21 protein-coding genes and 1 pseudogene are annotated in these 22,783 nt (G+C 54.2%); 17 read left to right on the forward strand and 5 right to left on the reverse strand.

Translation table 11 applies throughout. The annotated features are described in order from the left end of the window. Positions 1-231: hypothetical protein (locus tag E4P01_RS12985; protein ID WP_248130045.1), on the forward strand; the 231-nt coding region annotated here is incomplete at its 5' end. Positions 232-260: 29 nt separating this feature from the next. Here the strand turns inward: E4P01_RS12985 and E4P01_RS12990 are convergent. Together E4P01_RS12990 and E4P01_RS12995 are read right to left on the reverse strand one after the other, a co-directional pair. After that, a complete protein-coding gene (locus tag E4P01_RS12990; RefSeq protein WP_216091083.1) occupies positions 261-890 on the reverse strand; it encodes a hypothetical protein in 630 nt (209 codons plus the stop codon). 134 nt (positions 891-1,024) lie between these two features. Further along, a pseudogene (locus tag E4P01_RS12995) lies at positions 1,025-1,456 on the reverse strand (transposase). A 138-nt stretch (positions 1,457-1,594) separates the two neighbouring features. On the opposite strand from E4P01_RS12995, the gene E4P01_RS13000 reads away from it, so the two are divergent. Next, positions 1,595-2,023, forward strand: coding sequence for a hypothetical protein (locus E4P01_RS13000; RefSeq protein WP_248130046.1), 429 nt, complete (start codon positions 1,595-1,597; stop codon positions 2,021-2,023). On the opposite strand, the gene E4P01_RS13005 is transcribed toward E4P01_RS13000, so the two are convergent. Continuing rightward, positions 2,020-2,841: a hypothetical protein gene (locus tag E4P01_RS13005; protein WP_216091081.1), complete on the reverse strand. Its 822-nt coding sequence runs from the start codon at positions 2,839-2,841 to the stop codon at positions 2,020-2,022. The genes E4P01_RS13000 and E4P01_RS13005 overlap by 4 nt on opposite strands. Positions 2,842-3,034: 193 nt before the next feature. On the opposite strand from E4P01_RS13005, the gene E4P01_RS13010 reads away from it, so the two are divergent. Both E4P01_RS13010 and E4P01_RS13015 read left to right on the forward strand, forming a co-directional pair. Continuing rightward, on the forward strand, positions 3,035-3,661 hold the full coding sequence (locus E4P01_RS13010) for a response regulator transcription factor (RefSeq protein ID WP_078820916.1): 627 nt from the start codon (positions 3,035-3,037) through the stop codon (positions 3,659-3,661). After that, entirely contained in the window at positions 3,661-7,308 is a 3,648-nt protein-coding gene (locus E4P01_RS13015) for a transporter substrate-binding domain-containing protein (protein ID WP_248130047.1), read from the forward strand. The genes E4P01_RS13010 and E4P01_RS13015 overlap by 1 nt, the downstream gene beginning before the upstream one ends. A gap of 8 nt (positions 7,309-7,316) precedes the next feature. Here the strand turns inward: E4P01_RS13015 and E4P01_RS13020 are convergent, their stop codons facing one another. Then, a complete protein-coding gene (locus E4P01_RS13020; protein WP_216091080.1) occupies positions 7,317-8,177 on the reverse strand; it encodes an AraC family transcriptional regulator in 861 nt (286 codons plus the stop codon). 355 nt (positions 8,178-8,532) lie between these two features. Here E4P01_RS13020 and gbpA point away from each other — a divergent pair, with 355 nt between their 5' ends. The 13 genes from gbpA (at position 8,533) to E4P01_RS13085 (ending at position 21,115) form a co-directional block, all read left to right on the forward strand. Beyond that, the gene (gene gbpA, locus E4P01_RS13025) at positions 8,533-10,047 is read left to right on the forward strand and encodes an N-acetylglucosamine-binding protein GbpA (protein ID WP_078820913.1); all 1,515 of its coding nucleotides are present in this window, start codon (positions 8,533-8,535) and stop codon (positions 10,045-10,047) included. A 61-nt stretch (positions 10,048-10,108) separates the two neighbouring features. Beyond that, positions 10,109-10,678, forward strand: a complete 570-nt coding sequence (locus E4P01_RS13030) for a type II secretion system protein N (RefSeq protein ID WP_078820912.1) — start codon at positions 10,109-10,111, stop codon at positions 10,676-10,678. Between the two features lie 10 nt (positions 10,679-10,688). Then, the gene (gene gspD, locus E4P01_RS13035) at positions 10,689-12,599 is read left to right on the forward strand and encodes a type II secretion system secretin GspD (RefSeq protein WP_078820911.1); all 1,911 of its coding nucleotides are present in this window, start codon (positions 10,689-10,691) and stop codon (positions 12,597-12,599) included. Next, complete coding sequence (gspE, locus tag E4P01_RS13040) at positions 12,596-14,101, forward strand: type II secretion system ATPase GspE (protein ID WP_078820910.1); 1,506 nt, start codon at positions 12,596-12,598, stop codon at positions 14,099-14,101. Before gspD ends, gspE begins: the two co-directional genes overlap by 4 nt. A 2-nt stretch (positions 14,102-14,103) precedes the next feature. Continuing rightward, positions 14,104-15,321 carry a type II secretion system inner membrane protein GspF gene (gene gspF, locus E4P01_RS13045; RefSeq protein WP_078820909.1) on the forward strand — a complete coding sequence of 406 codons (1,218 nt, stop codon included), beginning with the start codon at positions 14,104-14,106 and terminating at the stop codon, positions 15,319-15,321. 10 nt (positions 15,322-15,331) lie between these two features. Beyond that, entirely contained in the window at positions 15,332-15,772 is a 441-nt protein-coding gene (gspG, locus tag E4P01_RS13050) for a type II secretion system major pseudopilin GspG (RefSeq protein WP_078820908.1), read from the forward strand. Next, entirely contained in the window at positions 15,769-16,248 is a 480-nt protein-coding gene (gene gspH, locus E4P01_RS13055; RefSeq protein WP_078820907.1) for a type II secretion system minor pseudopilin GspH, read from the forward strand. The genes gspG and gspH overlap by 4 nt, the downstream gene beginning before the upstream one ends. After that, positions 16,232-16,615, forward strand: coding sequence for a type II secretion system minor pseudopilin GspI (gene gspI, locus E4P01_RS13060; protein ID WP_078820906.1), 384 nt, complete (start codon positions 16,232-16,234; stop codon positions 16,613-16,615). The genes gspH and gspI overlap by 17 nt, the downstream gene beginning before the upstream one ends. After that, the gene (gspJ, locus tag E4P01_RS13065) at positions 16,612-17,223 is read left to right on the forward strand and encodes a type II secretion system minor pseudopilin GspJ (RefSeq protein WP_078820905.1); all 612 of its coding nucleotides are present in this window, start codon (positions 16,612-16,614) and stop codon (positions 17,221-17,223) included. Before gspI ends, gspJ begins: the two co-directional genes overlap by 4 nt. Continuing rightward, positions 17,216-18,079: a type II secretion system minor pseudopilin GspK gene (gene gspK, locus E4P01_RS13070; protein ID WP_078820904.1), complete on the forward strand. Its 864-nt coding sequence runs from the start codon at positions 17,216-17,218 to the stop codon at positions 18,077-18,079. Before gspJ ends, gspK begins: the two co-directional genes overlap by 8 nt. 14 nt (positions 18,080-18,093) lie before the next feature. After that, positions 18,094-19,182, forward strand: coding sequence for a type II secretion system protein GspL (gene gspL, locus E4P01_RS13075; RefSeq protein WP_179119810.1), 1,089 nt, complete (start codon positions 18,094-18,096; stop codon positions 19,180-19,182). After that, positions 19,179-19,670, forward strand: a complete 492-nt coding sequence (gene gspM, locus E4P01_RS13080; protein WP_078820902.1) for a type II secretion system protein GspM — start codon at positions 19,179-19,181, stop codon at positions 19,668-19,670. The genes gspL and gspM overlap by 4 nt, the downstream gene beginning before the upstream one ends. Before the next feature lie 830 nt (positions 19,671-20,500). Beyond that, positions 20,501-21,115 carry a LysR substrate-binding domain-containing protein gene (locus tag E4P01_RS13085; RefSeq protein WP_078820900.1) on the forward strand — a complete coding sequence of 205 codons (615 nt, stop codon included), beginning with the start codon at positions 20,501-20,503 and terminating at the stop codon, positions 21,113-21,115. Positions 21,116-21,333: 218 nt separating this feature from the next. On the opposite strand, the gene E4P01_RS13090 is transcribed toward E4P01_RS13085, so the two are convergent. Continuing rightward, positions 21,334-22,644 carry a GMC oxidoreductase gene (locus E4P01_RS13090; RefSeq protein WP_179119808.1) on the reverse strand — a complete coding sequence of 437 codons (1,311 nt, stop codon included), beginning with the start codon at positions 22,642-22,644 and terminating at the stop codon, positions 21,334-21,336. Positions 22,645-22,783 lie beyond the last annotated feature (139 nt).

Here is a 22,783-nt window from a genome sequence, read left to right on the forward strand (position 1 = left end):
CCAACAGCCCCCCCCCCACCACCACACACACCCTTACCTTACAAGCCACCCGACTACAAACATAGCAAAAAAAACTCAAGACACTCAAAACAGAAAGCATACCCCCTCCAAAAATCAACGAAACAACCGAGCAACGCCAAACACTCACAACCCCATAAAAAACAGCTTGATATCACCCTCTTCCAAGGCAATATCAAGCCGAGCCAACAACACAACATCTATTTAAAATAATTCAAAAAACAATCAAACAAACCAAAAAATTAAATATATTTCACATTCATAACAATAGCCCCATCAAGCTCCAACGGCTTCGTCAGATCAACACCGGCATAGCCAACAAACGGCGACACCTCAATATCACCAGCATATTCTCTATAACTGCCAGGATCCGCCCCACCACCAGTCACGACAAAAGAATATACTAAAGGAGCAAGTACAATCCCGGTCGAATTACGCCTCCAAACCAGACCACCGTCATTTGAGGCGAGCAACTCACCAGCATTACCATCCAGAGTAATGTTTTTAGCTAAAACGTCATAGTAGCCAATTTTATGGTCACCCTGCATCCCCAAACCAAAATTGAAGCCTGGGGTGCCGCCAGCACTCTCTGAGACCGAGCTCTTACGCAAATCATCGAAGGAAAAAGCCAGCGAAATCGCCGAACTACAACTCAGAGCGAAACCCACTGTTTTAGAAGGCACCCGAAAGACCTCACCTCCCTTTTTTTCAGGAAAAGACAAACTACCAAAATCAAGAACAGGAGAAGCAAAACTAGGCACACAAGACACCGGCTCTATCGAACCCCTAACAGAAAGGTTCGGACCTGCAAAAACCCCACCCGCACAAGACATGAGCAAAACACCCAAGAGCGCACTTTTTTTATCTCGCATAAAATTCTCCATATAACCCATACACCCCCCCTGCCAGACCAGCAAGAACGAGAGAGAAATTAAACAAAAAAAGCAAAAAATAAAAAATACGATCCAACCCAAAAACAACACAGAAATTTCTCACAAAAACCCTCTCAAACCAGACACTTCCACAAGCCAAAAAGCAGCTTTTTTCGAACCATCCACGAATTGGACAAGGCAAACAGCGCGGTCAATTGAGCGGTGTTTTTCATCAGTCCGCGAAAGCGCACTTTCACACAACCGAACTGACGCTTGATCACCCGAAATGGGTGTTCGACCTTGGCCCGTGTCTGAGCTTTGAGGTACTCGATTTTGCGCTTGGCCTTGCACAGCACGCCGCGCTTGCTCAACCTGGAATAGGTGCTGCGTCGCGCGGCGAGCGGATACGGCTTGCAGCCACCGCCAGCCTTCGGATAATACGACTCGATCAACGCCAGCAAGCCGCTCCAAGGCACAACCTGATCCATCTCGACAAGGAACCGTTCGCGGCGTGTTTACTTGCGCCTGCCCACGTATTCGAAATCGGAAAAGCTCATCTGACTAATGAAGCACTCGGACTAGGTGGCAAGGCTGTATTTCAGCATACCCGGAGACCTGTTCGGAGTTTCCCCAGGGGTCAACTCGGTGGTACACCTGGTAGAAATGGTCAAGCGCCACGGCCTGCCTTAATGACTCACCCGCCCTTGCTCAACCCCAGCTGCCTTGTCGCACTGCGCCTGCTGATACTCGCTTCGTCGGCCCATTCAGAACCCAAGAACCTGCGCTTGATGGGGCACTCCAAAGCCGAAGGCTATTCCGTCCAACTGACAGAAAGTGACTGGCGCCGGCTACGGGAAAAAGGCAAGTTGGTGTTGGGCACTCCAGGCCCGGATTACTCCCCGCTGGGCATCACCACCTCAGGGAAGGACCACGAAGGCTTGACTGCAGATGTCAGCGCTGCCTGCCGGCCTCTTGCCCCCCCCCCCCCATTGAAATACGCTGCCACTCACAACCCCACAAAAAAACAGCTTGATATTGCCTTCTCCCAAGGCAATATCAAGCTGAACCAACAACACAACATCTATTTAAAACAACCCAAAAATAATCAAGCAATCAAAAAACAAAAAAATTAAATATATTTCACATGCATAACAACAGCCCCATCAAGCTCCAATTTCTTCGTTAGATCAACACCCGCATACGCAATGAACGGCATAAACTCCAAATCACCGGCATAGTCTTGATACTGGCCTGGCTTCACCCCCCCGGCAGACACGACAAAAGAAAACATCTCAGTAGAATGCGCGTACACCTGGTCCGACCTCCAAGCCACACCGTCATTTGAGGTGAGCAATTTAGCAGCATCACCATCCACAGTAAGGTTTTTAGGTTTAATCAAATAGTAACCAATCTTGTGCTCACCCTGTTTCCCCAAGCCATAAACCAAACCATCGACCCCACCGAAGTCAGAGCCCTTACGCAAATCTTCAAAGGAAATAGCAACCGCTACCTTCCCACTGCAACTCACACTGAAACCCACCGTTTGCGGAGGCACGATATAGTGTTTATCCCACTTCCCCCTATCAGGAAAAGACAAACTACCAAAATCAACAACAGAAGAAGCAAAACTAGGCACACAAGACGCCGGCACTATCGTACCCTTAATAGAAAGCTTCGCATCCGCAAAAACCCCACCTGCACAAGACATGAGCAAAGCACCAAAGAGCGCACCCTTTTTATTTCGCATAAAATTCTCCATATAATTCATACATCCCCCCCGCCAGACCAGCAAGAACGAGAGCGCAATTAAACAAAAAAAGCAATAAATAAAAAATACGATCCAACCCAAAAACAACATGGAAATTTCCCACAAAAACTTTCTCGAACCAGACTCTTCCACAAGCCAAAAAATACGAATACTGTTAACCAAGAATGTGAAAAGCCGCCACATGCCGATACCGCCGCCCTACAAATGGCAACAATGGTAAAAATTCGCAACTATCAAATAATCTTCGGAGGTTGAAGCACTTAAGCTTACCCCCTTGGCACTGAGCCGGTTCAATTCAAACCAGCCCCCCCAAGAGAGAGGCTGTTCCAGCGCTCAATCAGACTACGTTTTGTTGCTACCACTTCAGGAGGTCGCTATGCGTCCCGCTATGATCGTGGATGATCATCCGTTCATCCGCTCCTCACTTAAAGCTCTGCTACAGCAAGCCGACTATCAAGTAATAGCCGAAGCCGATAACGGCGCCGATGCACTGCAACTCGCCATCGAGCATGAGCCCGAATTGATTATCCTCGACATTTCGATGCCCAAGCTGGATGGGCTCATGGTGTTACGCCGCCTTGGGGAGCTGGACCTGCCCTCGAAAATTCTAGTACTGACTTCCCACCCAGCCGAATTCTTTGCTTTGCGCTGCATGAAGGCTGGCGCTTCAGGATTCGTCAGTAAAACCCAAGACCCAGCAGAGCTGCTCAAGGCAATCAATGCCATCAGCTCCGGCTACACTTTTTTCCCGCAGAAAACCATTGTCTCAGTCAACCGCAACGAGGTCGAAGTCACCGAGCAGGTACTGCTCAAGGAGCTGTCCAACCGCGAGTTGAATATTTTGCTTCAATTGGCCAATGGCCTGGACAACAAGCAGATCGGCGAGTATTTACTGCTGAGCAACAAGACTGTCAGTACTTACAAGGCCCGTATCATTGAAAAGCTAGGGGTCAGCTCGGTGGTACACCTGGCAGAAATGGTCAAGCGCCACGGCCTGCTTTGATGACTCGCCTGCCCTTGCTCAACCCCAGTTGCCTTGTCGCACTGTGCCTGCTGATACTCGCTTCGTCGGCCCATTCAGAACCCAAGAACCTGCGCTTGATAGGGCGCTCCAAGGTCGAAGGCTATTCCGTCCAACTGACAGAAAGTGACTGGCGCTGGCTACGGGAAAAAGGCAAGTTGGTGCTGGGCACTTCGGGCCCGGATTACTCCCCACTGGACATCACCACCTCAGGGAAGGACTACGAAGGCCTGACTGCGGATGTCAGCGGCCTGCTTGCCGGCCTCTTGCACACCCCCATTGAAATACGCTGCTATGACACCCGCGCCCAGCTCGTTGCGGCACTGAAAGCCGGAGAAGTCGACCTGGTAGGCAGCGCAAACCGCACCCTGGGGGTCGACCCGGCCCTAACCTTGTCACATCCCTATGCCGAGGACGAACCCTCGCTGAGCATCCGCATCGATGACTCAAGCGCATTAACCCCAAATCTCGAGGGCAAACGTATTGCGATGCCCACTCATTATCTACCGGAAAAAACGGTCCGAGCCTTCTACCCTGACGCCACACTGCAGGTCTATCCCTCGTCGCTGAGTGCAATGGGCGCGGTGGCCTTTGGCCAAGCGGACATTTACCTGGGAGATGTCATCAGCGCCAATTACCAGATCAACAACAGCTATTTGAATAATGTGCAGGTGGCTGACTATTCCGACCTGAAAGCCGACGGCTTTACCTATGCCCTGAGGCGTAGCAACCAGCAGTTGTTGCGCATCGTCAATCGGGCACTCAAGAGCATCCCAATCAATGAGCAGATGCGGATCCAACGGCGCTGGAATGCTGGTGATCTTCGCTCACTGCTCAACCAGCACATTATTCTGGATGAGGCTGAACGCCGCTGGGTGATGGAACATCCCCGCCTGAAAGTGGCCTTCAACTCAACGGCGATGCCGTTGGCGCTGTTCGATGAGCGTGGCAGGTTTCAGGGGATGAGCGCGGAGATCCTGACCAAGATCAGCTTCCGTACCGGATTGAAATTCGATGTAGTGGAGGGTGGGTCCAGCGAAGAACTGGTGCAGATGGTCAAATCCGGCGAGGTCGATATTCTGGCGGCTTTTGTCCCGACAGAGGAACGCAGGCGGCATCTGTATTTTTCTCGGCCCTACTTTATCAATCCATTCGTTATGCTTAGCCGTAACACCTTCGACAGTCCTGGCACTCTTGATGAGATGGCGGGTAAAAAATTGGCCATACAGCGCGCCAGTGCCTTGTACGACTACCTGCACACCAACTACCCCAACGTACATCTGATTGAAACCAACAATGCCAGGGAGGCTATGGAGCTAGTGGCCAGCGGCAAGGTAGACGCCGCCGCCAACTCGTTGATCAGCGCTCGCTACCTCATTGGTCGGCACTACCAAAACGAACTCAAGGTGACCTCAACCATCGGCACACAGCCTGCCGCTGTGTCATTGGCAGCAAACCGTGGCGCTTTGGAGCTGCATTCGATTCTCGAAAAGGCGCTGCTGAGCATTACCCCCCAGGAAATGGACAAGATCACCAATCGCTGGCGCAATGAGCTGCTGGTGGAGCACAGTTATTGGAGCCGCCATAAAACCAAGATTTTGCAAGGGGCCGCGCTTGCTACGCTACTGCTCTTAATAGCCGCCACCTGGATCACCTACCTACGACACCTGATTGGCAAACGCAAGCAAGCAGAACTGGCCCTCAGCGAACAGCTGTCATTCATGCATGTGATGCTGGACGGCACGCCGCATCCCATTTATGTCCGGGACAAAAACGGACACTTGCTCGACTGTAACAGCGCCTACCTCGATGCCGTGCGCGCCGACAAATCCCAAGCACTTGGCAAGACGATCAGCACCAATACCTTCGCCGACACTATGGACTCCCAAACGTACAAGGAGGAGTTCAGGGAGATGATCGCCAGCGGACAGCCGAAAATCCGCGACCGCCAAGTGACGACGATCAATGGTACAACCCTGACCATTTACCATTGGATGCTGCCCTACCGTGACAGCAAGGCACAGGTGATCGGCATGATCGGCGGCTGGATTGATATCAGCGAGCGACAGCACCTGCTAGAGCAACTGCAGCAAGCGAAAAACGCGGCCGACGAAGCCAACCGAGCTAAAACCAACTTTCTTGCCACCATGAGCCATGAAATCCGCACGCCTTTGAATGCGGTAATCGGGATGCTCGAACTCGCGCTAAAAAAAGCCGAACAAGGCGTATTCGACTATCCGGCGATTGACGTTGCCTCTGATTCCGCCAAAGGCTTACTGGAGTTGATCGGTGACATTCTCGATATCGCCCGAATCGAATCAGGCAAGCTGTCGCTGACGCCTGAGCCGGCTTCGGTGCGGGTTCTGCTTGAGTCACTGATGCGCATGTTTGACGGTATGGCCCGCCAAAAAGATTTGCAGCTGAGCCTGCACCTTGATCCAAGAGCGGACCGGCAAGTGATGATGGACCCTCTGCGCATGAAGCAGATTCTGTCCAACCTGCTGTGCAACGCCATCAAGTTTACCGCTCAGGGCGAAGTCATATTGAGCGTGGAGGTGCTCGAAGCTACGAACGCACGAAACCTGGCACTGCACATATCGGTGCAAGACTCCGGCATCGGGATCTCCCCCGAGGATCAGGCGCGCCTCTTCAGCCCTTTCGAACAAGCGGGCAACCACGCGCAAGCAGCACGCAGCAGCTCCGGGCTGGGCTTGTCGATCTGCAAGGCCTTGTGCGAGATGATGGGGGGCGAGCTGTACTTGAACAGCGTATTAGGCCGTGGAACTCAAGTGGAGCTGTATATCGAGCTCCCCCTGATCCAGGAGCCGCTGGCAGCCCCGCCCCCTGCATGCGACACCTGCCCTCCAATCACCCAAGCTTTGCGGGTATTAATTGTCGATGATTACTTCGCCAACCGTTTACTGCTGTCCAAACAATTGAGCTATTTGGGCCACCACATTATTGAAGCGGCGGATGGCGCCAGTGGATTACGCCTATGGCAAACAAACCCCGTTGACGTGGTGATCACCGACTGCAATATGCCCGTAATGAATGGCTATAGCCTGGCACGCTCCATACGCCGCGAGGAAGCAGAGCAGCAACGCACTGCGTGTCGGATTTTCGGCTTCACCGCCAACGCCCAACCTGATGAAAAGGACAAATGTCGACAAGCGGGAATGGACGACTGCCTGTTCAAACCCCTTAGTTTGAACCATCTGCAGGCCCGCCTATGCCAAGGCGACATGCGCGAAGACGTACCGCAAGAGCAATGCTTTACACCCCCATGCGATAGCCAGGCCCTCATCGATATAACTGGCCTACTGTTAATGACCGGAGGGGACCACGATCACGCACAGGCTCTCCTTCACGACCTGGCCAATAGCACTCAGGCAGATCAGCGCCAACTCAAGGCACTAAGCACCTGCAAAGACCTTCAGGCGCTGCAGGATTTAGCACATCGTATCAAGGGGGGCGCAAGGATAATCAAGCATCAAGAGTTGATCGGCGCCTGCGAAGCGCTGGAGGCGGCTTGCGCACAAAAAACAGATGTCACCCAGCAGATCGATTACCTTGAGCATCAACTAGTGAAGCTCGCAGCAGACTTGCAACGCCATGACATCAGGGACTGATGCCGCGCTTAACTCAAACTCTTCCTGAACGCTGAAGGTGATTGCCCGACAGCGCGAGAAAAAGTCTGACTGAATTGGCTACCGCTATTGAAGCCACATTTGAAGCCGACCATTTCAATGCTGTACGTGGTGTGGGACAAAAGAACCTTGGCCCGCTCTACACGGCGTTGCAAAATATACTGGTAGGGCGTTATGAAAAACGCCAGCTTGAACAAGCGCAAGAAATGAAAAACACTGACGCCCACTTCGTCGGCCAATTCACTGATGGAAATCGGCTGCTCCAGATGCTCTTCCACATAGTCAACCAACCTTCTTTTTCTACCTGCGCCGAAGCCGGTTGACACAGGTGTATCGAGCGATTTACGTGAGATGTATATCAGCAACGTCATTGACAATGATTCTTTCAACAGCGGATCGCTGGCATGCATGAACTGTTCGTAGATCGTCCACATAAAGGCGTCATTCAGCTGGGTGCGAAGCTTGAGATCCAGCCCCCCTTCCAAACTGGGCATGCACCGTGACAAGCGTGGATCAATGCTCAAAATGCTCGCCTTTAAGCCCTTGCCAACATAGGCGCCCGAATACTCTAAACCACTAGGCAGCACATCGATTCTCTTACGCAACTGACCGCCATGAGGAATTTTCCTCCCATTGACCCTCGCGTATCCCCGCTCGTTTTCTCCTTGACTGAAGAACACCAATGAGTGGATGTCACGCTGAATTTGCACGCGGTGGTCGCCTTCAAGCGCAAACGTTTCAACCCGAGCATAGCCCAGAACGTGCGACTCGATTCGCATCGCCACATCAGACTCAAACTGCAAACCGGAGACATCGATGACGCCCTCGTCTAATTGATAAATCTTTTTCATGGCGAAATCCCCAACACTCCAGGAGAGGTCACGACAGCCCGCAGTCTAGCAAATTTGGCCATTATCACCAGCATAACACACCACACCATACCCCCATCCACCACGCCGACAGGACTGAGATAAATAAAAAAACCTGAATCCTGTATGAATTTTCGAGCAAACACTAAAGCCGTTTCGCTCTAGTTTTTTCGCCCCCCCATCATTAACCTTTAGCGTCTTTAAACAATGCTCAAGAACATATGCATGGCGGCCAGGCAGCCCCCTCAAGCTAGAGCTTTAACGTTCAACGCCAACTAACTTTTACGTCCGCTATCACGGCATAAATGCTTGAAGTTTTCACATCAAGGAAATACCTATGCGCCTCTCAAACATTCCAAGCCCATCGCGCTTACTGCCTTTAACACTGACAGTGGGTATAACCGCGCTGTGCAGTCAATTAGCGTTTGCTCATGGTTATATCGAAACGCCCAAAAGCCGCGCCTACCTGTGTAATGCAGCCGGTGGCCTTCAAAATACTGGTTGTGGCCCGGTCGCCTACGAACCTCAGAGCCTCGAGTATATCGGCCGAGCGAACGCCACTGACGTTTTACACTACCCAAGCCAGGCCGAAGCGTGTACCGGCGACTTCAGCCTCTGCGGCCCAGCCGACGGTGCCATCCCGTCAGGTGGCGTCACGCGATTTTCGCAGCTGAACGAGCAAACCGCAAACCGTTGGCACAAAGTCGATATCACCCCAGGCCCGCACGAGTTTGTCTGGAAATATGAGGCAAGCCACGCCACGCGTTATTGGCAGTTCTTTATCACCAAGAAAGATTGGAACCCAAATGAGCCACTGACTCGTGCAGCATTCGAGATGCAGCCGCTGCTCACGCAGAACTGGAACGGTAGCGTACCTATTTCGTCTGGCGGCACTACGCGCCATGTGGTGAACATCCCCGACGACCACAGTGGCTATCACGTCATACTGGCGACCTGGAAAGTCGACGATACGGATGCCACCTTCTATCAAGTGGTCGACTTGAATATCCAGAATGCACAAATACCGGTTTCTGCTTGGAACAATATTGGCGCAGTGCAACCCGAAGCCATGGCGGTGGGCGATAAAGTCATGACTCGGGTATTTACCGAGCACGGCGAACAGCCACATAAACAAATCACCCTCAACATCGAAAACAGCGAACAGGCACAAGCAGACGTCTGGCCGTTCATGCTCGCGCAGAAGGTCAACAACGCCAACCTTGGTTATCAAATGGGGCAGTTGAACCGTAAGGACCAGGTCGTGCCCGGCTACGGCAAAAATAATATTTTCGTAAGCAAAAACAGCGACATTTATAGCGTATTGATCAAGAAGGAACAGGCCCAACCGGTCGGCGAACTCAAGATCAGCGGGCTACAAAACAATTATGTATTGAGCAACGATAAAGTCGATCTGCATTTCACCGCCATGGCCAAAGGTGCGGATTACACCCTCACCGCAACAGTTTACAACGACGCTCACGAAAGCATCGCTCACCAACAAGGCAATGCAGGCGACAACACGCCGCACTTCATGCTCGCCTTGGAGGGGATCAAACCAGGCCAATACGACTTGGCTGTGGTAGCGAAATCGGAGAAGAATGGCCTGCTTCAGCAGACCCACCACTTCACCGTACAGGAGGAACCCAGCGTCGAGGGCGGGTATGACTATGTATTCCCGGCGAGCCTGAAAAGCTATAACGCCGGAACCAAGGTGCTCCAGCCCAAGGATGGTCACACTTACGAATGCAAGCCGTTCCCCTATAGCGGCTACTGCATCCAGTGGAGCACTCATAGCACGCAGTTCGAGCCGGGTACGGGCTCAAACTGGCAAGACGCCTGGATTCGCCAGTAACCCTCCGATTCACCCGTGGGTGCTGCCAGAGGCAGCACCTGCAAGGATGGATAAGTAAGCGGTGATCCACACCCTTAATACCTCGGCAAAAAGCACCCTGGAAAAAATTGCCGCATGGCGTCTTCCGGCACTCAACCTGCCAGAACTGATAACTCTCTGCGCGATTGCCTCGACAAGTCTTCTCCTCGGCTGGCTGGGCTACAACAGCTGGCAATTTTTCCATAGCCTTGATCAACCCGCCCCCCAAATGCGGGCGGTTCCCGTGCCGGAGGCATTGCCGGTGCCGACACTTGAACCCGAGAAGATCGCCCGGTTATTTGGAGTGTCCCCACCCACTAAGGCGACACCCACCACAACCCACTTACTGCTGTTGGCCAGCCTGGTGGGCGCTGAATCTAACCTGTCACGGGCTCTGATTCAGTCCCCCGCCGGCAGTCAATTCTACTCAATCGGGCAAACCCTGCCCGGTGGTGGTCGCCTGCAAAGCATTCAGACCGATCAGGTGATGATTGAGCTGCTCGGCGAACCACACCCCTTGTTGCTGCAACCGCGTTCAGCATCATTGTTGGCCCCTTTTGTGCCGCCTGGCGCTGTCGAGGTCGCCCGGACTGTTCCTCCCCCTTCTCACTAAAGATGCCCTCATGAAACCAGCTTTAATTACTCGAGCCCTATTGATTCTCTGCACGCTTACTGCCCCGTTGAGCGCTTTGGCAAGCACTGCCGATGAGCCGCAATGGACCCTGAACATGCGCAATGCCGAACTGCGGGATCTGGTCAATGAAGTGGCCACTATCACCGGGAAAACCATGGTCCTGGACCCCCGTCTCAGCGGTAAGGTCACCGTACAATCGAGCCACCCGATGAACCGCCAGGATATCTATGCGCTCTTCCAGACGGCCTTGCGCAGCCAGGGCTTTGTCGCCCTGGACCAAGGCGAGCGGATACTGATCCTGACCGCCGCGGACGCCAAGACCAAAGCGCCCACGCCAAGGGCCACCGGTCGCGAAGATTTTGTGACCGAAGTGATTGAGCTGCACAGCGCCATCGCCAGTGAAGTCGCCGGCGTGTTGCGCCCATTGGTGGCCGCAGATGCTTACCTGGCACCTTCGGTTACCGCCAATGCGGTGATTGTTTCCGACAACGCCAGTAACGTGCAGCGTATCCGCCAACTACTTGAGGAAATCGATAACGCCGGGGCCAAGTCCGTCACCACCCTGACGTTAAAACATGCCTGGGCCGCCGGGCTGGCGAAAACCCTGAACGAAAGTATCGTGCAAGCGAGCAGCCCAACGCTGCAAGCCAAAGCCGTGGCCGACACGCGTAGCAATAGCCTGATTTTGATCGGCCCCGCACCGCTGCGCAGGCAAATGCAGCGTCTGGCGCAACGCCTGGATGTCAGTGGTAACACCCAGGACAGCGCACGCGTGCGCCGCTTGCAGCACAGTGACGCCAAAGAATTGGCTGAGTTGCTCAACGGCATCGGCAAACGCCTGGATTCCGGTAGCCGTGGCAGCGAAACACAATCGACCGACAGTACGATGCTGATCAGCGCTGATCAAAGCCAGAACGCACTGGTGTTGATGTCATCTCCCGCACAAATGGCCTTGCTGGAAAGCCTCATCAGCGAACTGGATCAACCGCGTGCTCAAGTGCTGGTGGAAGCCGCGATTGTCGAAGTCAGCGGCGACATCAGTGAGGCATTGGGCGTGCAGTGGGCAGGTCAATCCGGGCAGGTTGCAGGCGCGACTAACCTGGGGGGCAATGGCATGTCTATCGGCACGTTGCTTGACGCCCTGGACAGCGCAAAGCCACCGGCGATTTCCGACGGTTCAATCATCGGTATCGGTAGCCGCCAGTTCAGCGTCTTGATCAACGCATTATCCAGCGACTCGAAAAACAATCTGCTGTCCACTCCCAGCCTGCTGACATTGGATAATGAACAAGCGGAAATTCTGGTAGGACAAAATGTCCCCTTCCAGACCGGCTCATACACCACCGCCAGCACAGGGGCGAGTAATCCCTTCACCACCGTGGAACGCAAGGATGTCGGAGTAACGCTCAAGGTCACTCCGCATATCAACGAAGGCAACAATTTGCGCCTTCAGGTCGAACAAGAAAGCTCGGAACTGGCGGCTGCGCCAGCCGGGGTCAACACCCGCGATGTGATCACTAACAAGCGTTCGGTCAAAAGCACGATTCTGGCCAACGACGGGCAGATCATTGTGCTCGGCGGGCTGATCAAGGACAACGTCAAAACCCAGGTCAGCAAAGTACCGTTACTGGGTGATATTCCCTGGCTCGGGCGCTTGTTCACCAGCACGCGCGAGGTCAATGAAAAGACCAACCTGATGGTATTTCTTCGCCCAACGTTGTTGCGCACAAGCGCACAAGTGAAAGCATTGAGTCAGCAGAAGTATGACCGGCTGCGCTCCCACACCCCCACTTCCGATCAGAAACTGCCATCACGCCCTCACCAGTTGTTTGACGGGCCACCTGCCGCCGAGCACTCACTGATCGATGTGCGCCCCAGTCGGGAGGCACCACAGCCATGACACTTACCCATAAACCGGTTCGCTACGACACCCGACTGCCCTTCGCTTTCGCGCGACGACACGGCGTACTGCTGGAGCTTCACTCAGATGAACTGCTATTGTCCTGCCGTGCTGACACTGCGTTCTCAGTGATTGCCGAGGTGCGCCGTTACTGTCGCCAGCCCATGCAGACGCAAGTCGTCGATGACGAGAGCTTCAACCAGCGTCTGACGGCTCACTATCGCGACAGCCAGGACGACGCACGGCAGGTGGCCGACGGATTGGGCGAGCAGTTTGACGATGACTATGACCTGACGCGTCTTGCCGACCATCTGCCGCAAACCACCGACCTCATGGAGCAACAGGACGACGCGCCAATTATCCGCTTGATCAATGCCATTCTCAGCGAAGCGGTAAAGAACGGCGCATCGGACGTCCACCTTGAGGCCTTTGACACCTACCTGTCGGTACGCTTGCGGGTAGATGGCATGCTCCGGGAAATCCTGCGACCGCGGCGCGAGTTGGCGACGTTGCTGGTTTCGCGAATTAAAGTGATGGCCAGGTTGGATATTGCCGAGAAGCGTGTGCCCCAGGATGGGCGAATTGCTTTACGCGTGGCAGGGCATGAAGTCGACGTACGCGTCTCCACCCTGCCCTCGACGCATGGCGAACGCGTGGTGATGCGCCTGCTGGATAAACAGGACGGTTATCTGAACCTCAGCCATTTAGGCATGAACGCAATGATTCGCCAGCGCTTGGAATCATGCCTAAGCAAACCTCATGGTGTGCTGTTAGTCACCGGGCCCACAGGATCAGGAAAGACCACCACACTGTATGCCAGCCTCACCAGCCTCAACAGTCCGGAGCGCAATATTCTGACCATTGAGGACCCTGTTGAATACAACCTCAATGGCATTGGCCAGACCCAGGTCAACCCTAAAGTCGAGATGACTTTTGCGCGTGGTTTGCGGGCCATTCTGCGCCAGGACCCGGACGTGGTCATGATTGGCGAAATTCGTGACCGGGAAACCGCTGACATTGCGGTCCAGGCTTCATTGACAGGGCATCTGGTTCTGTCTTCGCTGCATACCAACAGCGCGATAGGTGCCGTGACACGCTTGCTGGATATGGGCATCGAGCCATTTCTGCTCTGTACCTCGTTGACCGGAGTATTGTCCCAGCGCCTGGTTCGTGTGCTGTGCCCGGCCTGTAAACAGGCCGAATACGCCGACCTGGCAATATGCGAAAAGCTCGGCGTTGCCCCTGTGCCAGCCCCACTGATTTACCAACCTCAGGGCTGCACTGTATGCGCCAAGAGCGGGTACCAGGGACGCAAAGGGATTTATGAACTGGTGCTATTCGACGGACCGATGCGCCAGATGATCCATCAAGGCGCAGGCGAACATCAGTTACAGGCCTATGCCCGGCAGAACAGTCCAAGCCTTTTCAATGACGGACAACAAGCAGTGCTGCAGGGGATCACCAGCCTCGAGGAATTACTGCGCGTCACTCGGGAAGATTGAACATGGCCGCTTACGAATACCTGGCGATGGACGCCAAGGGGCAAAAATCTACCGGGGTGCTGGACGTGGAAAGCGAAAGGCAGGCCAGGCGGGCTTTGCGGGAGCGGCAGCTGATCACACTGAAAGTGACCCCTGCTCGCGCGCAGTCAACCCAGGGCTCAAGTTTATCCAGCTACGCTTCGAGCCGCTTGAGCAGCTCGGAACTGGCACTGCTGACCCGTCAGATGGCAACCCTGGTTCAGGCTTCACTGGCAATCGAAGAAGTCCTTGCCGCCGTGGCCAATGAATGCAAAAAACAGCGGCAAAAAAACATGTTGATGAGCATTCGTGCCAAGGTGCTGGAAGGCTATGGCCTGGCCTACGCCCTAGGGCAGTTTCCTCGGGCCTTCCCAGATCTCTACCGAGCGACCGTTGCCGCCGGCGAGCGCTCTGGCCATCTGGGAAGCGTGCTCTTGCGCTTGGCCGACCACACCGAGGCTCGCCAGGCCGCTCGCCAGCAAATGCAGTTGGCGCTGCTCTACCCAAGCGTCTTACTGGTAACTGCGATTAGCATCGTTGGGTTCCTGCTGGGCTACGTCGTGCCGGACGTCATCAATGTGTTCCTCGATAGCGGGCAGACGCTGCCGATACTGACCCGGGCCCTGGTTGCCATCAGCACCTGGCTCCAGCGCTTCGGCCTGCTCCTGCTCTTGTCGATCACAGCATTGTCCTTCGCTGTTCGCCTGGGTGTCAGAACCCCGCGATGGCGCACCCGCTGGGATGCTTTTGTACTACGCCTGCCATTGGCGGGAGGACTGATCAGCGCGAGCAGCCATGCCCGCTTCATCAGCACCTTGGCGATTCTCGGGCGCAGCGGGGTGCCTTTGCTCGAAGCGTTGGAAATTGCCGGGGAGGTGGTCATCAACCGGCCGATTCGGGCGCAGCTTAAAGCCATCGCCAATGCCGTTCGAGAGGGTGTCAGTCTCACCCGGGCCATTGAGCTCAATGGCCGCTTTCCACCGATGATGCTGTACATGATCGCCAGCGGTGAACGCTCCGGCGATTTGGACAACATGCTTGATCGAGCCGCCAAACAACAGGAACAACAACTGAGTACCGATATTGCCTTACTCGTTGGCCTGTTCGAGCCGACCATGCTGGTGTTCATGGGGGGCTCCGTCCTGCTCATCGTATTGGCGATCCTCATGCCGATTCTAAGTCTCAATCAACTGATTACCTGAAAGTGAATACATGAACACAACTAACAAACAACGCGGCTTCACCTTGATCGAGGTCATGGTGGTCGTGGTGATACTTGGGGTACTCGCCGCTCTGGTCGTACCACAAATCATGAGCCGCCCCGACCAGGCGAAGATCACAGCGGCCCAAAGCGATATCAAAGCTCTGGCCCTGGCCCTGGATATCTACAAGCTCGATAACCACGCCTACCCCAGCTCCCAGCAAGGCCTGGCAGCCCTGGTCAAGAAACCCAGCGGAACCCCTGCGGCGCGCAACTGGAACCCGGATGGATATCTCAAGAGGATTCCGCTGGACCCCTGGGGTAACCCGTACCAATATCAGCTTCCGACTGGGCACGGTGGCTCATTCAAACTGTTTTCTTACGGTGCCGATGGTATGGCCGGTGGTGAGGGTATCCAGGCTGATATTGGAAACTGGACTATTCAGCCGTGAACGTACGCCCCTCTAAAGGCTTCACCTTGCTCGAAATGCTGATTGTGATTCTGCTTATTTCGCTGAGCCTTGGCCTGCTGGGATTTATCAATCCTGACTCCGGCGCACGTCAGGCACAGCGTGAGCTGGAACGGTTCAATAACTTGTTGCAACTGTTGCGCAAGCAAGCCGTGTTGACCGACAGCGATTACAGCATTCGCGTCGAGCAGCAAAGCTATCAGGTCGAACAACTGCACGACCATCACCGCTGGGAGCCAGCCTCCCAGTTTCAGACACGTGTACTGCCTGCGGCGGTGCAACTGAGCTTGCAAAGCCTGGACCGTCCGATTGGACAGGACGCGCCCAACACACGGTTATTAGTACTCTCAAGTAATGAAGTGTCGCCGTTCAGTTTGATCTTGAGCTATCAACATACAGCCCTGCTGAAGCTATCCAGCGACGGCATACAGGACGCCCAAATTGAAACGTTGCAATGAAGGTTTTACCTTGCTGGAAGTGATGGTTGCCATGGCGATTCTCGCCACCCTCTCGATAGCGCTTTTCAGTGCATTGCAGTACATCACCCGCAGTAGCTCGAGCCTTACCCGGCACAGTCTCGCGGTGTGGGTGGCAGACAATCGCATGAATGAGCTGCGCGCCAGGATGCGTAAAGCACAGCCCGGCATTGAAAAAGAGCGGATTGCGTTCGGTGGTTTTGTGTGGCTGGTACGTATTGAAATCGAACCTGCGCCAGACCCGCGATTATTGAAAGTCGTCATCAGCGTTATGGACGCTCCCTCACCTCAATACGAAGCACTCTTCCACCGCGCCCAACTCCTCGGTTACATGAGCGCCGCGTCATGAGTCAGCGAGGTTTTACCTTACTGGAAATGCTGGTCGCCATGAGCCTGTTCAGCGTATTGGGCTTGGGAACTTACCAGTTATTCGATGTCGTGGTACGTGCTGAGCAGCGTATCAAACTGCACGAGCAACAACTGCGCGAGCTACAGCGCGCCCTGGCCATGTTCGAACGTGACCTGCAAATGGCCGCAAGACGTGCGCTCAGTGAAGATCGAAGCGGGCAACAGGCACTGATTGGCCAGGCAAACAACTTGCGGCTGAGCCGTCAAGGCTGGCGCAACCCGCTGGGTCACGCGCGCAGTGAGCTTTTGGAAGTGCAATACGACTGGGGAAACGGAACCTGGACCCGAGAGTATCGCGTCGCGCCACAGCGAGAGTCGCAGCAGCCCCCACTCGTCGTCCAACAACTGCTGAACGACGTAAAGTTAATCCAATTGAGCTACATCGACCACAACGGTCATCCTCACTCACACTGGCCCATCGACGGTTCAGCACTGAGCTTGCCCAACGCCGTAGATATTCAGCTGGACGCCGCAGGATATCCAGGCTTGAGGCGAGTGATTTTGCTACCCGGTGAGTTCACCGTCGAAAAGGTTCAACCTGATGTTTGAGGGCGGCAGACAACAGGGAATCGCATTGATCAGCGTATTACTGATGACTGCGTTTGTAACCATGATTGTCAGCGGTATGCTCGCCCATCAACGGTTGAGCGTATACAACAGCATAATCAGCAGCGAACGCCAGCAGCTTTGGCAATTGGCCTTGAGCGGGGAAACATGGGCACGCCAGCAGTTGGCCAACAGTATGCGGGAGAACAACTGGAAAGTCGTTCATCTTGGGCAAACCTGGGCACAGCACTCACAAGCCTTTGAGATTGAAGACGGTTCTATTCAGATCCATATCGAGGACCTCGGCGCCCGGTTTAACCTTAATACCGTACGACTCAGCCAGGAACCTATCGCTCAAAGGCGCTATCAGCAACTTCTGCGCTCGCTGGGTGTTCCATCACACGACCCACGCATGGTTCCGGCTCCCAGCGCTACATCACACTTGACGGACATCAGTGAGCTTAGCTTGCTCGCCAACGTGAATGTTTCGGCTTTAGTACGTCTTCGCCCCTTCGTCATCGCGCATGAAGAAGAATCGCTCAACGTCAACACCGCCAACCGTCAAGTACTGGCGAGTCTGGAGGGGTTTGACCTTGGCAAGGCCCAAGCCTTGATCGCCAGCCGCCCCATCGGCGGCTACAACACTGTGCAGGCTTTCCAAGAAGCCGCCGTGCGCTTGGGCGTGCAAGTCAGTACCTACGGGTTGGGGGTCGACAGCAAAAATTTTCGGGCCACGATCCGGGTGCGCAAGGCACAACATACCTTGCAATTGACCAGCGACTTCAAGATCGTCAATGGTCGTCAGCTGCGCGTTCAACAGCGGCAACTGAGCAGCTTTGTCGCCCCTCCGAACAACTAATGAGCACCCTCCCCATGAAGTTCTGGCTTTATATTTCCTCCTTCTGCGACGACGACCCAGTACGGCGCCTGAGCTGGTGGCAAAACGACTACGTCCTGCGGCATGGAACGCTGGAGGAGGCCGCCCGTGAGCTGGGCGGTCAGCCAGTTACGTTGTTACTGCCCATGGAACTGTGCAGCTATCACACCGTGAGCATTCCCCGCCAAGCTGGTCGTTGGTGGCGTGAAGCCCTCAATTGTGTACTTGAAGAACAACTGGCCGAACGTATTGAGCTCCTGCATCTGGCTCACTGCGGCCTGCAGGACAAACAGCACTGTAAGGTGTGGGTGATCAAACGTACGGACCTCCAAATACGCCTCGACCACCTGGCGAAACATGGCATCACCGTTCAACGCATTCATGTCGATGCCGATTGCATACCGCACAATGGCAGCGGCAGGCTGAAATGGGATAGCCGCTGGTTGATTGGAGGCCACTCACCGATACGCCTGGCGTTATCTGATGATGAAGTGGACCAGTTGGCAGACCACCTTCCCCTCGTACCTCCCTGCGAGCCCCTCTCTTCATCCGCCTGTGAGGTGCTGACGCACGGAACCCTCGAGGCCATTGATCTTTGCCAGGGAGACTTTCAGTATCGCCGGGCAAGGCTTTCCTCCCGAAAAACAATTGCTTTGACTTTGCTACTGGGCTGTGGCGCTTTTTTCACCCAGGCTGTGGTCCATCTAGCGATCCTGAAACATCACACCCAGGCGCAACGACAGGTAAACAGTGAGCTTTGGCAGCGCCATTTCACCAGCGATCCTCAGCCCTTATCCCTACAGGCAGCCATTAACCGGAACACCCCCGCTCCATCGACACTGGTCCGTACGCTCGCCTCCCTGACACTGGACTGGCTTAACAGCCAAGGAGCGACCACAGAAATTCGACACCTTGGCTACCAGCCGGAAGCTGGATTCAGCCTGGAGGTTCACGCTCCAGGTTTTACCGATCTAGAGCATCTACGCGAGGACCTTACACGCGATGGCTACACTGTCGAGACTCATTCATCCACACGTGACGCCAGCGGAGTGACTGCTCGCATTTCCATCAGGGAGAACACATGACTCTTTCTGCACAGGCCAAACCCTTCTTTCAAAAAGCGCTTCAAGCCTGGTCCCGCCTTAACACCAGAGACAAACGCGCGTTGATAGGCCTGGCGCTCTTCATCGGCCTGACAGCAACCCACTTCTTGGTGGCAACCCCCTTTTACCGAGATTATCAGCACGTCGAAAATCAGCTCAAAGAGGAAAGGCTTTTGTATCAACACATTCAGCAGGCGATCAATCATCACAATACGAACGCTATTACCGCCATCCCTGCTGAAGCGCTGGCAAGCACAGTGACTCAAACAAGCCGCTCTGCTGGGCTGGAACTGGAAGAGTTGGAGAGCAGCGCACCCGGCCAAGTCAGTTTGAGTGTGGAGGGGCCGCTTGAAAAGTTATTGCTATGGATTGATCGACTGGAGCAACACCGCGTTATTGTTTCGTCTTTTTCGATCGACGTGAACAAAACCGCTATCGCTAAAGCACGCCTACAGCTCAGTGTGCATTGATAATCCTACGGAGAAAGGAGGCCTGCCGGCCGATTCGCTGAAGTATGCTTATTGGCAAGTACGAATGGGTCTGAAGCAGCAGAACCTGCGAGAATACTGTCATTTCAGATCAGAAGACGTTTTGAACACCGTTAGTTCTGATTACGTTTGAATTACGTCTGTTCTGAAGGCGACCTTTTGTGCGAAAAGCGACCGAGTGCTGATTGCTGTCAGGGGGGCTGCGTTCATTAACAAGTGTGTGCTCGTGAAAGTCACCGGTTGAAATTTTGTGCATGATGCTTTTCTGAGGTACAAGGGTACCGGGCGTCTCACTAAATGACGGCACCTGCAGGGCGCTTGATGTCTAGGGTGAACTACCATAAACATGGGCCGCGTTTTTCCACTGACCAGCAGTATGGTTCTTGAGCTCCATAACTCACGAAAGCACGGCCGATGCAGGACGCGGCAATCGTCCAACGGCCTCAGTCATTATCTCTACATTCGGCGAGGTTGATCGCTGCTGAAGCTCACTGGCACTGATAAAATCCATCGGGTTTCCTCTCGAGTTGTTGACGGTAGACTCTATTATTTAACGCGTCTTCTGCTTCGCAGGATCGGTTACGAAATGCCAAGCAAATGGTGGTGCAAGTTAAAGAGCGAGAATAGGTAGAGAATATGAGAAACATTGTTGCATTTATGAGGCAGCTGAGTAGCGAGGTAGGTGATCTGGATAACTTGTTTTACTTCAGCTGTGTGGTAGAACTCGGCAGTTTTTCGGCCGCAAGTCGTGAGTTGGGAGTGTCCAAGTCTTTACTTTCAAGGCGTGTGGATGCGCTGGAAAAAAATTGAATATGAGGTTGCTGGAGCGATCCACACGTCAGCTGGCGCTGACAAACACTGGGCAACTGCTGTTACCCCATTGTCATACAATCCTTCAGGAGCTGGACGCGATACGAGATACGATTGCTCAGGTGCGCTCCAGCCCGCATGGATTGATTCGCGTCGGCTGCCCAGTGGGTGTTTCCCGGCACTTGCTAAGGCTTTGGCTGCCCCTTTTTCTGCAACGTTTCCCGGATATCAGAATCGAGATGATTGTGACCAATCGAGCGATCGACTTGTATGAAGAAGGCGTTGATGTGGCGCTGCGAGTACGTTCGGATCTGGACGAGCCGGGCGGTGTAATTGTAAAAACCTTGGCTAATGTGACGCGCGCGTTGGTGGCTTCGCCGGCTTTTCTGAAAACATCTCCCATCGAAACACTTGAAGCCCTTTCGAAAGTTCCTACTCTGGATATCAGCTCGAAAGTGGGTCGGTATAACTGGTTGTTGCAGACGGTAGATGGCATCGAAAAAACATTGAACATTTGCCACATCTGGTCAGCGATGATCTGGACATGCTGCATGAAGCTGCGCTGCAGGGGGTGGGCGTTGCCCTGTTACCGATGTTCATGTGCGAAAATAATTTGAAGGAAGGAACGCTGGTGGCACCGCTACCCAATTGGCGACCCAGGCCGGGGATCTATTACGCGGTAGTCTTGTCACGCAGAGGAATGCGCCCGGCGATACGGGCATTTCTCGATTTTCTGAATGAGACTCAGCGCCAGATTATCCAGGAGTAGAAGAAGCCCGCAGTCCTAGGGGCAGGGGCGCGGGCAACTTTGGCAAGGGGACGTTTTTGAAAGGGTTCAAGGTTCGTATGGGCCAGCTTGCTTCATCCGATCAGCGATGTATTCGGCAGCCATGATCACCGTTGGGTTGGTCGCGACCGATGGCACGCCCGGGAAAATCGATGCATCAGCAACACGTAGCCCCGACAGGCCATGAACTCGACCTTGTTCATCAAGGACTGCCAGTGAATCGCCTATCGGCCCCATGGGCGCACTGGAAGTAACGTGCAACGTGGAGTCGACGTGTTTGATAATGGCTTCCCTTAGGCTGTGAGGGTCTGTTGGCACTTCGCTGCCATCGGAAAAGTGTATTGTGACAACCTGGCTTTTCAAGGGCTCCTGCGCAGCGATTCGTTTCATCATGGCCACGGCCTCAATCAGGATCTTAATATCGGACTCCACCGACAGCAGATTAAGGCTGACGCGCGGCAATGCATATGGGTCGACAGATTCCAGCTCAAGCTTTCCTCGGGAACGAGGCCAGCAGGCACAGGCAATGATACCAAAGGCCTTGCCCGTCGGGGATTGTGCGAGATTGGCGAAGTGGTTGAACCCTAGGTAGATATCAAGCTCATTTGGCGCGGCCAAGGATGACTGCTCCCAAAGCTTACCGCCCAAAGTCGGCAGAATCGCACCATCTCCGTTAATGACCACTTGCAAATAGACATTTGGCTGGTCCATCAGGCCTTGGTCGACAGGCAGGTCGGCTACAAGAGAAATGCAGTGGGCGGCCAATAGCTTATTGGGACCTATTCCCGAGCGAAGCAATATTGCGCCCATGCCAATGGCGCCTGCGCTCAACACTACTTGTCGAGCAGCGAACTCACGGCCATTAGCCAGTCGTACACCGCGCGCACAGCGCTCGTTGAATAGCACTTTGTCGATGTCCAGATTTTTCCGTTGACGTACATTCTTTGTCAGATAGGCAATTGCGGTATTGACACGAGTTTCTCGATCGTTTTTATCCTGTGCTGGATTGGTGGGATCGTCTTGGACATTCTGTGGATAGATACCGATCCCTTTGGGAAATGGCTTGTTGATGTCATCCACTGCTTGAAAACCCGCTTGCAGAGCGGCATCAATGAATGTCTGCGCGGTCTTGCTCAGATCGTTTTTTTTGCGCAGGTGAACTGGAATGGGGCCTTGACGCCCATGCAGGTGGTCATCGCCATAATCGGCATTCTCCGACTTTTTGAAATAAGGTAGTACCTGTTCATAAGCCCAGTCCTGCAGGCCATCGTCTGCCCACCGATCGAAGTCCGAGTGTGGGGCGCGAACAAAGGCCGCTGCGTTGATAGCCGAACCTCCGCCTAGTATCTTCGCCCTCAAACCACCGCTTGCGGTCGAAGAGCCGACCTCTCGCGTGTGGACCCAGGTAGTGCTCGCATCACCGCCTACATGCCGAGCTAGAGCGATTTGGGGCGGGAGGGTTGAAACAGTGTAAGAGGAACCCGCTTCTATCAGCAGG

Source organism: Pseudomonas sp. NCIMB 10586 (assembly GCF_023127895.1).
GTDB classification, from domain to species: domain Bacteria; phylum Pseudomonadota; class Gammaproteobacteria; order Pseudomonadales; family Pseudomonadaceae; genus Aquipseudomonas; species Aquipseudomonas synxantha_A.

Bases quoted from the DNA above. Each gene is read 5' to 3' on its own strand.
- E4P01_RS12990 (WP_216091083.1), bottom strand. From the start codon at position 890: ATGCGAGATAAAAAAAGTGCGCTCTTGGGTGTTTTGCTCATGTCTTGT.
- E4P01_RS13005 (WP_216091081.1), bottom strand. From the start codon at position 2,841: ATGTGGCGGCTTTTCACATTCTTGGTTAACAGTATTCGTATTTTTTGG.
- E4P01_RS13010 (WP_078820916.1), top strand. From the start codon at position 3,035: ATGCGTCCCGCTATGATCGTGGATGATCATCCGTTCATCCGCTCCTCA.
- E4P01_RS13015 (WP_248130047.1), top strand. From the start codon at position 3,661: ATGACTCGCCTGCCCTTGCTCAACCCCAGTTGCCTTGTCGCACTGTGC.
- E4P01_RS13020 (WP_216091080.1), bottom strand. From the start codon at position 8,177: ATGAAAAAGATTTATCAATTAGACGAGGGCGTCATCGATGTCTCCGGT.
- gbpA (WP_078820913.1), top strand. From the start codon at position 8,533: ATGCGCCTCTCAAACATTCCAAGCCCATCGCGCTTACTGCCTTTAACA.
- gspD (WP_078820911.1), top strand. From the start codon at position 10,689: ATGAAACCAGCTTTAATTACTCGAGCCCTATTGATTCTCTGCACGCTT.
- gspE (WP_078820910.1), top strand. From the start codon at position 12,596: ATGACACTTACCCATAAACCGGTTCGCTACGACACCCGACTGCCCTTC.
- gspF (WP_078820909.1), top strand. From the start codon at position 14,104: ATGGCCGCTTACGAATACCTGGCGATGGACGCCAAGGGGCAAAAATCT.
- gspG (WP_078820908.1), top strand. From the start codon at position 15,332: ATGAACACAACTAACAAACAACGCGGCTTCACCTTGATCGAGGTCATG.
- gspJ (WP_078820905.1), top strand. From the start codon at position 16,612: ATGAGTCAGCGAGGTTTTACCTTACTGGAAATGCTGGTCGCCATGAGC.
- gspK (WP_078820904.1), top strand. From the start codon at position 17,216: ATGTTTGAGGGCGGCAGACAACAGGGAATCGCATTGATCAGCGTATTA.
- gspL (WP_179119810.1), top strand. From the start codon at position 18,094: ATGAAGTTCTGGCTTTATATTTCCTCCTTCTGCGACGACGACCCAGTA.
- gspM (WP_078820902.1), top strand. From the start codon at position 19,179: ATGACTCTTTCTGCACAGGCCAAACCCTTCTTTCAAAAAGCGCTTCAA.
- E4P01_RS13085 (WP_078820900.1), top strand. From the start codon at position 20,501: ATGAGGTTGCTGGAGCGATCCACACGTCAGCTGGCGCTGACAAACACT.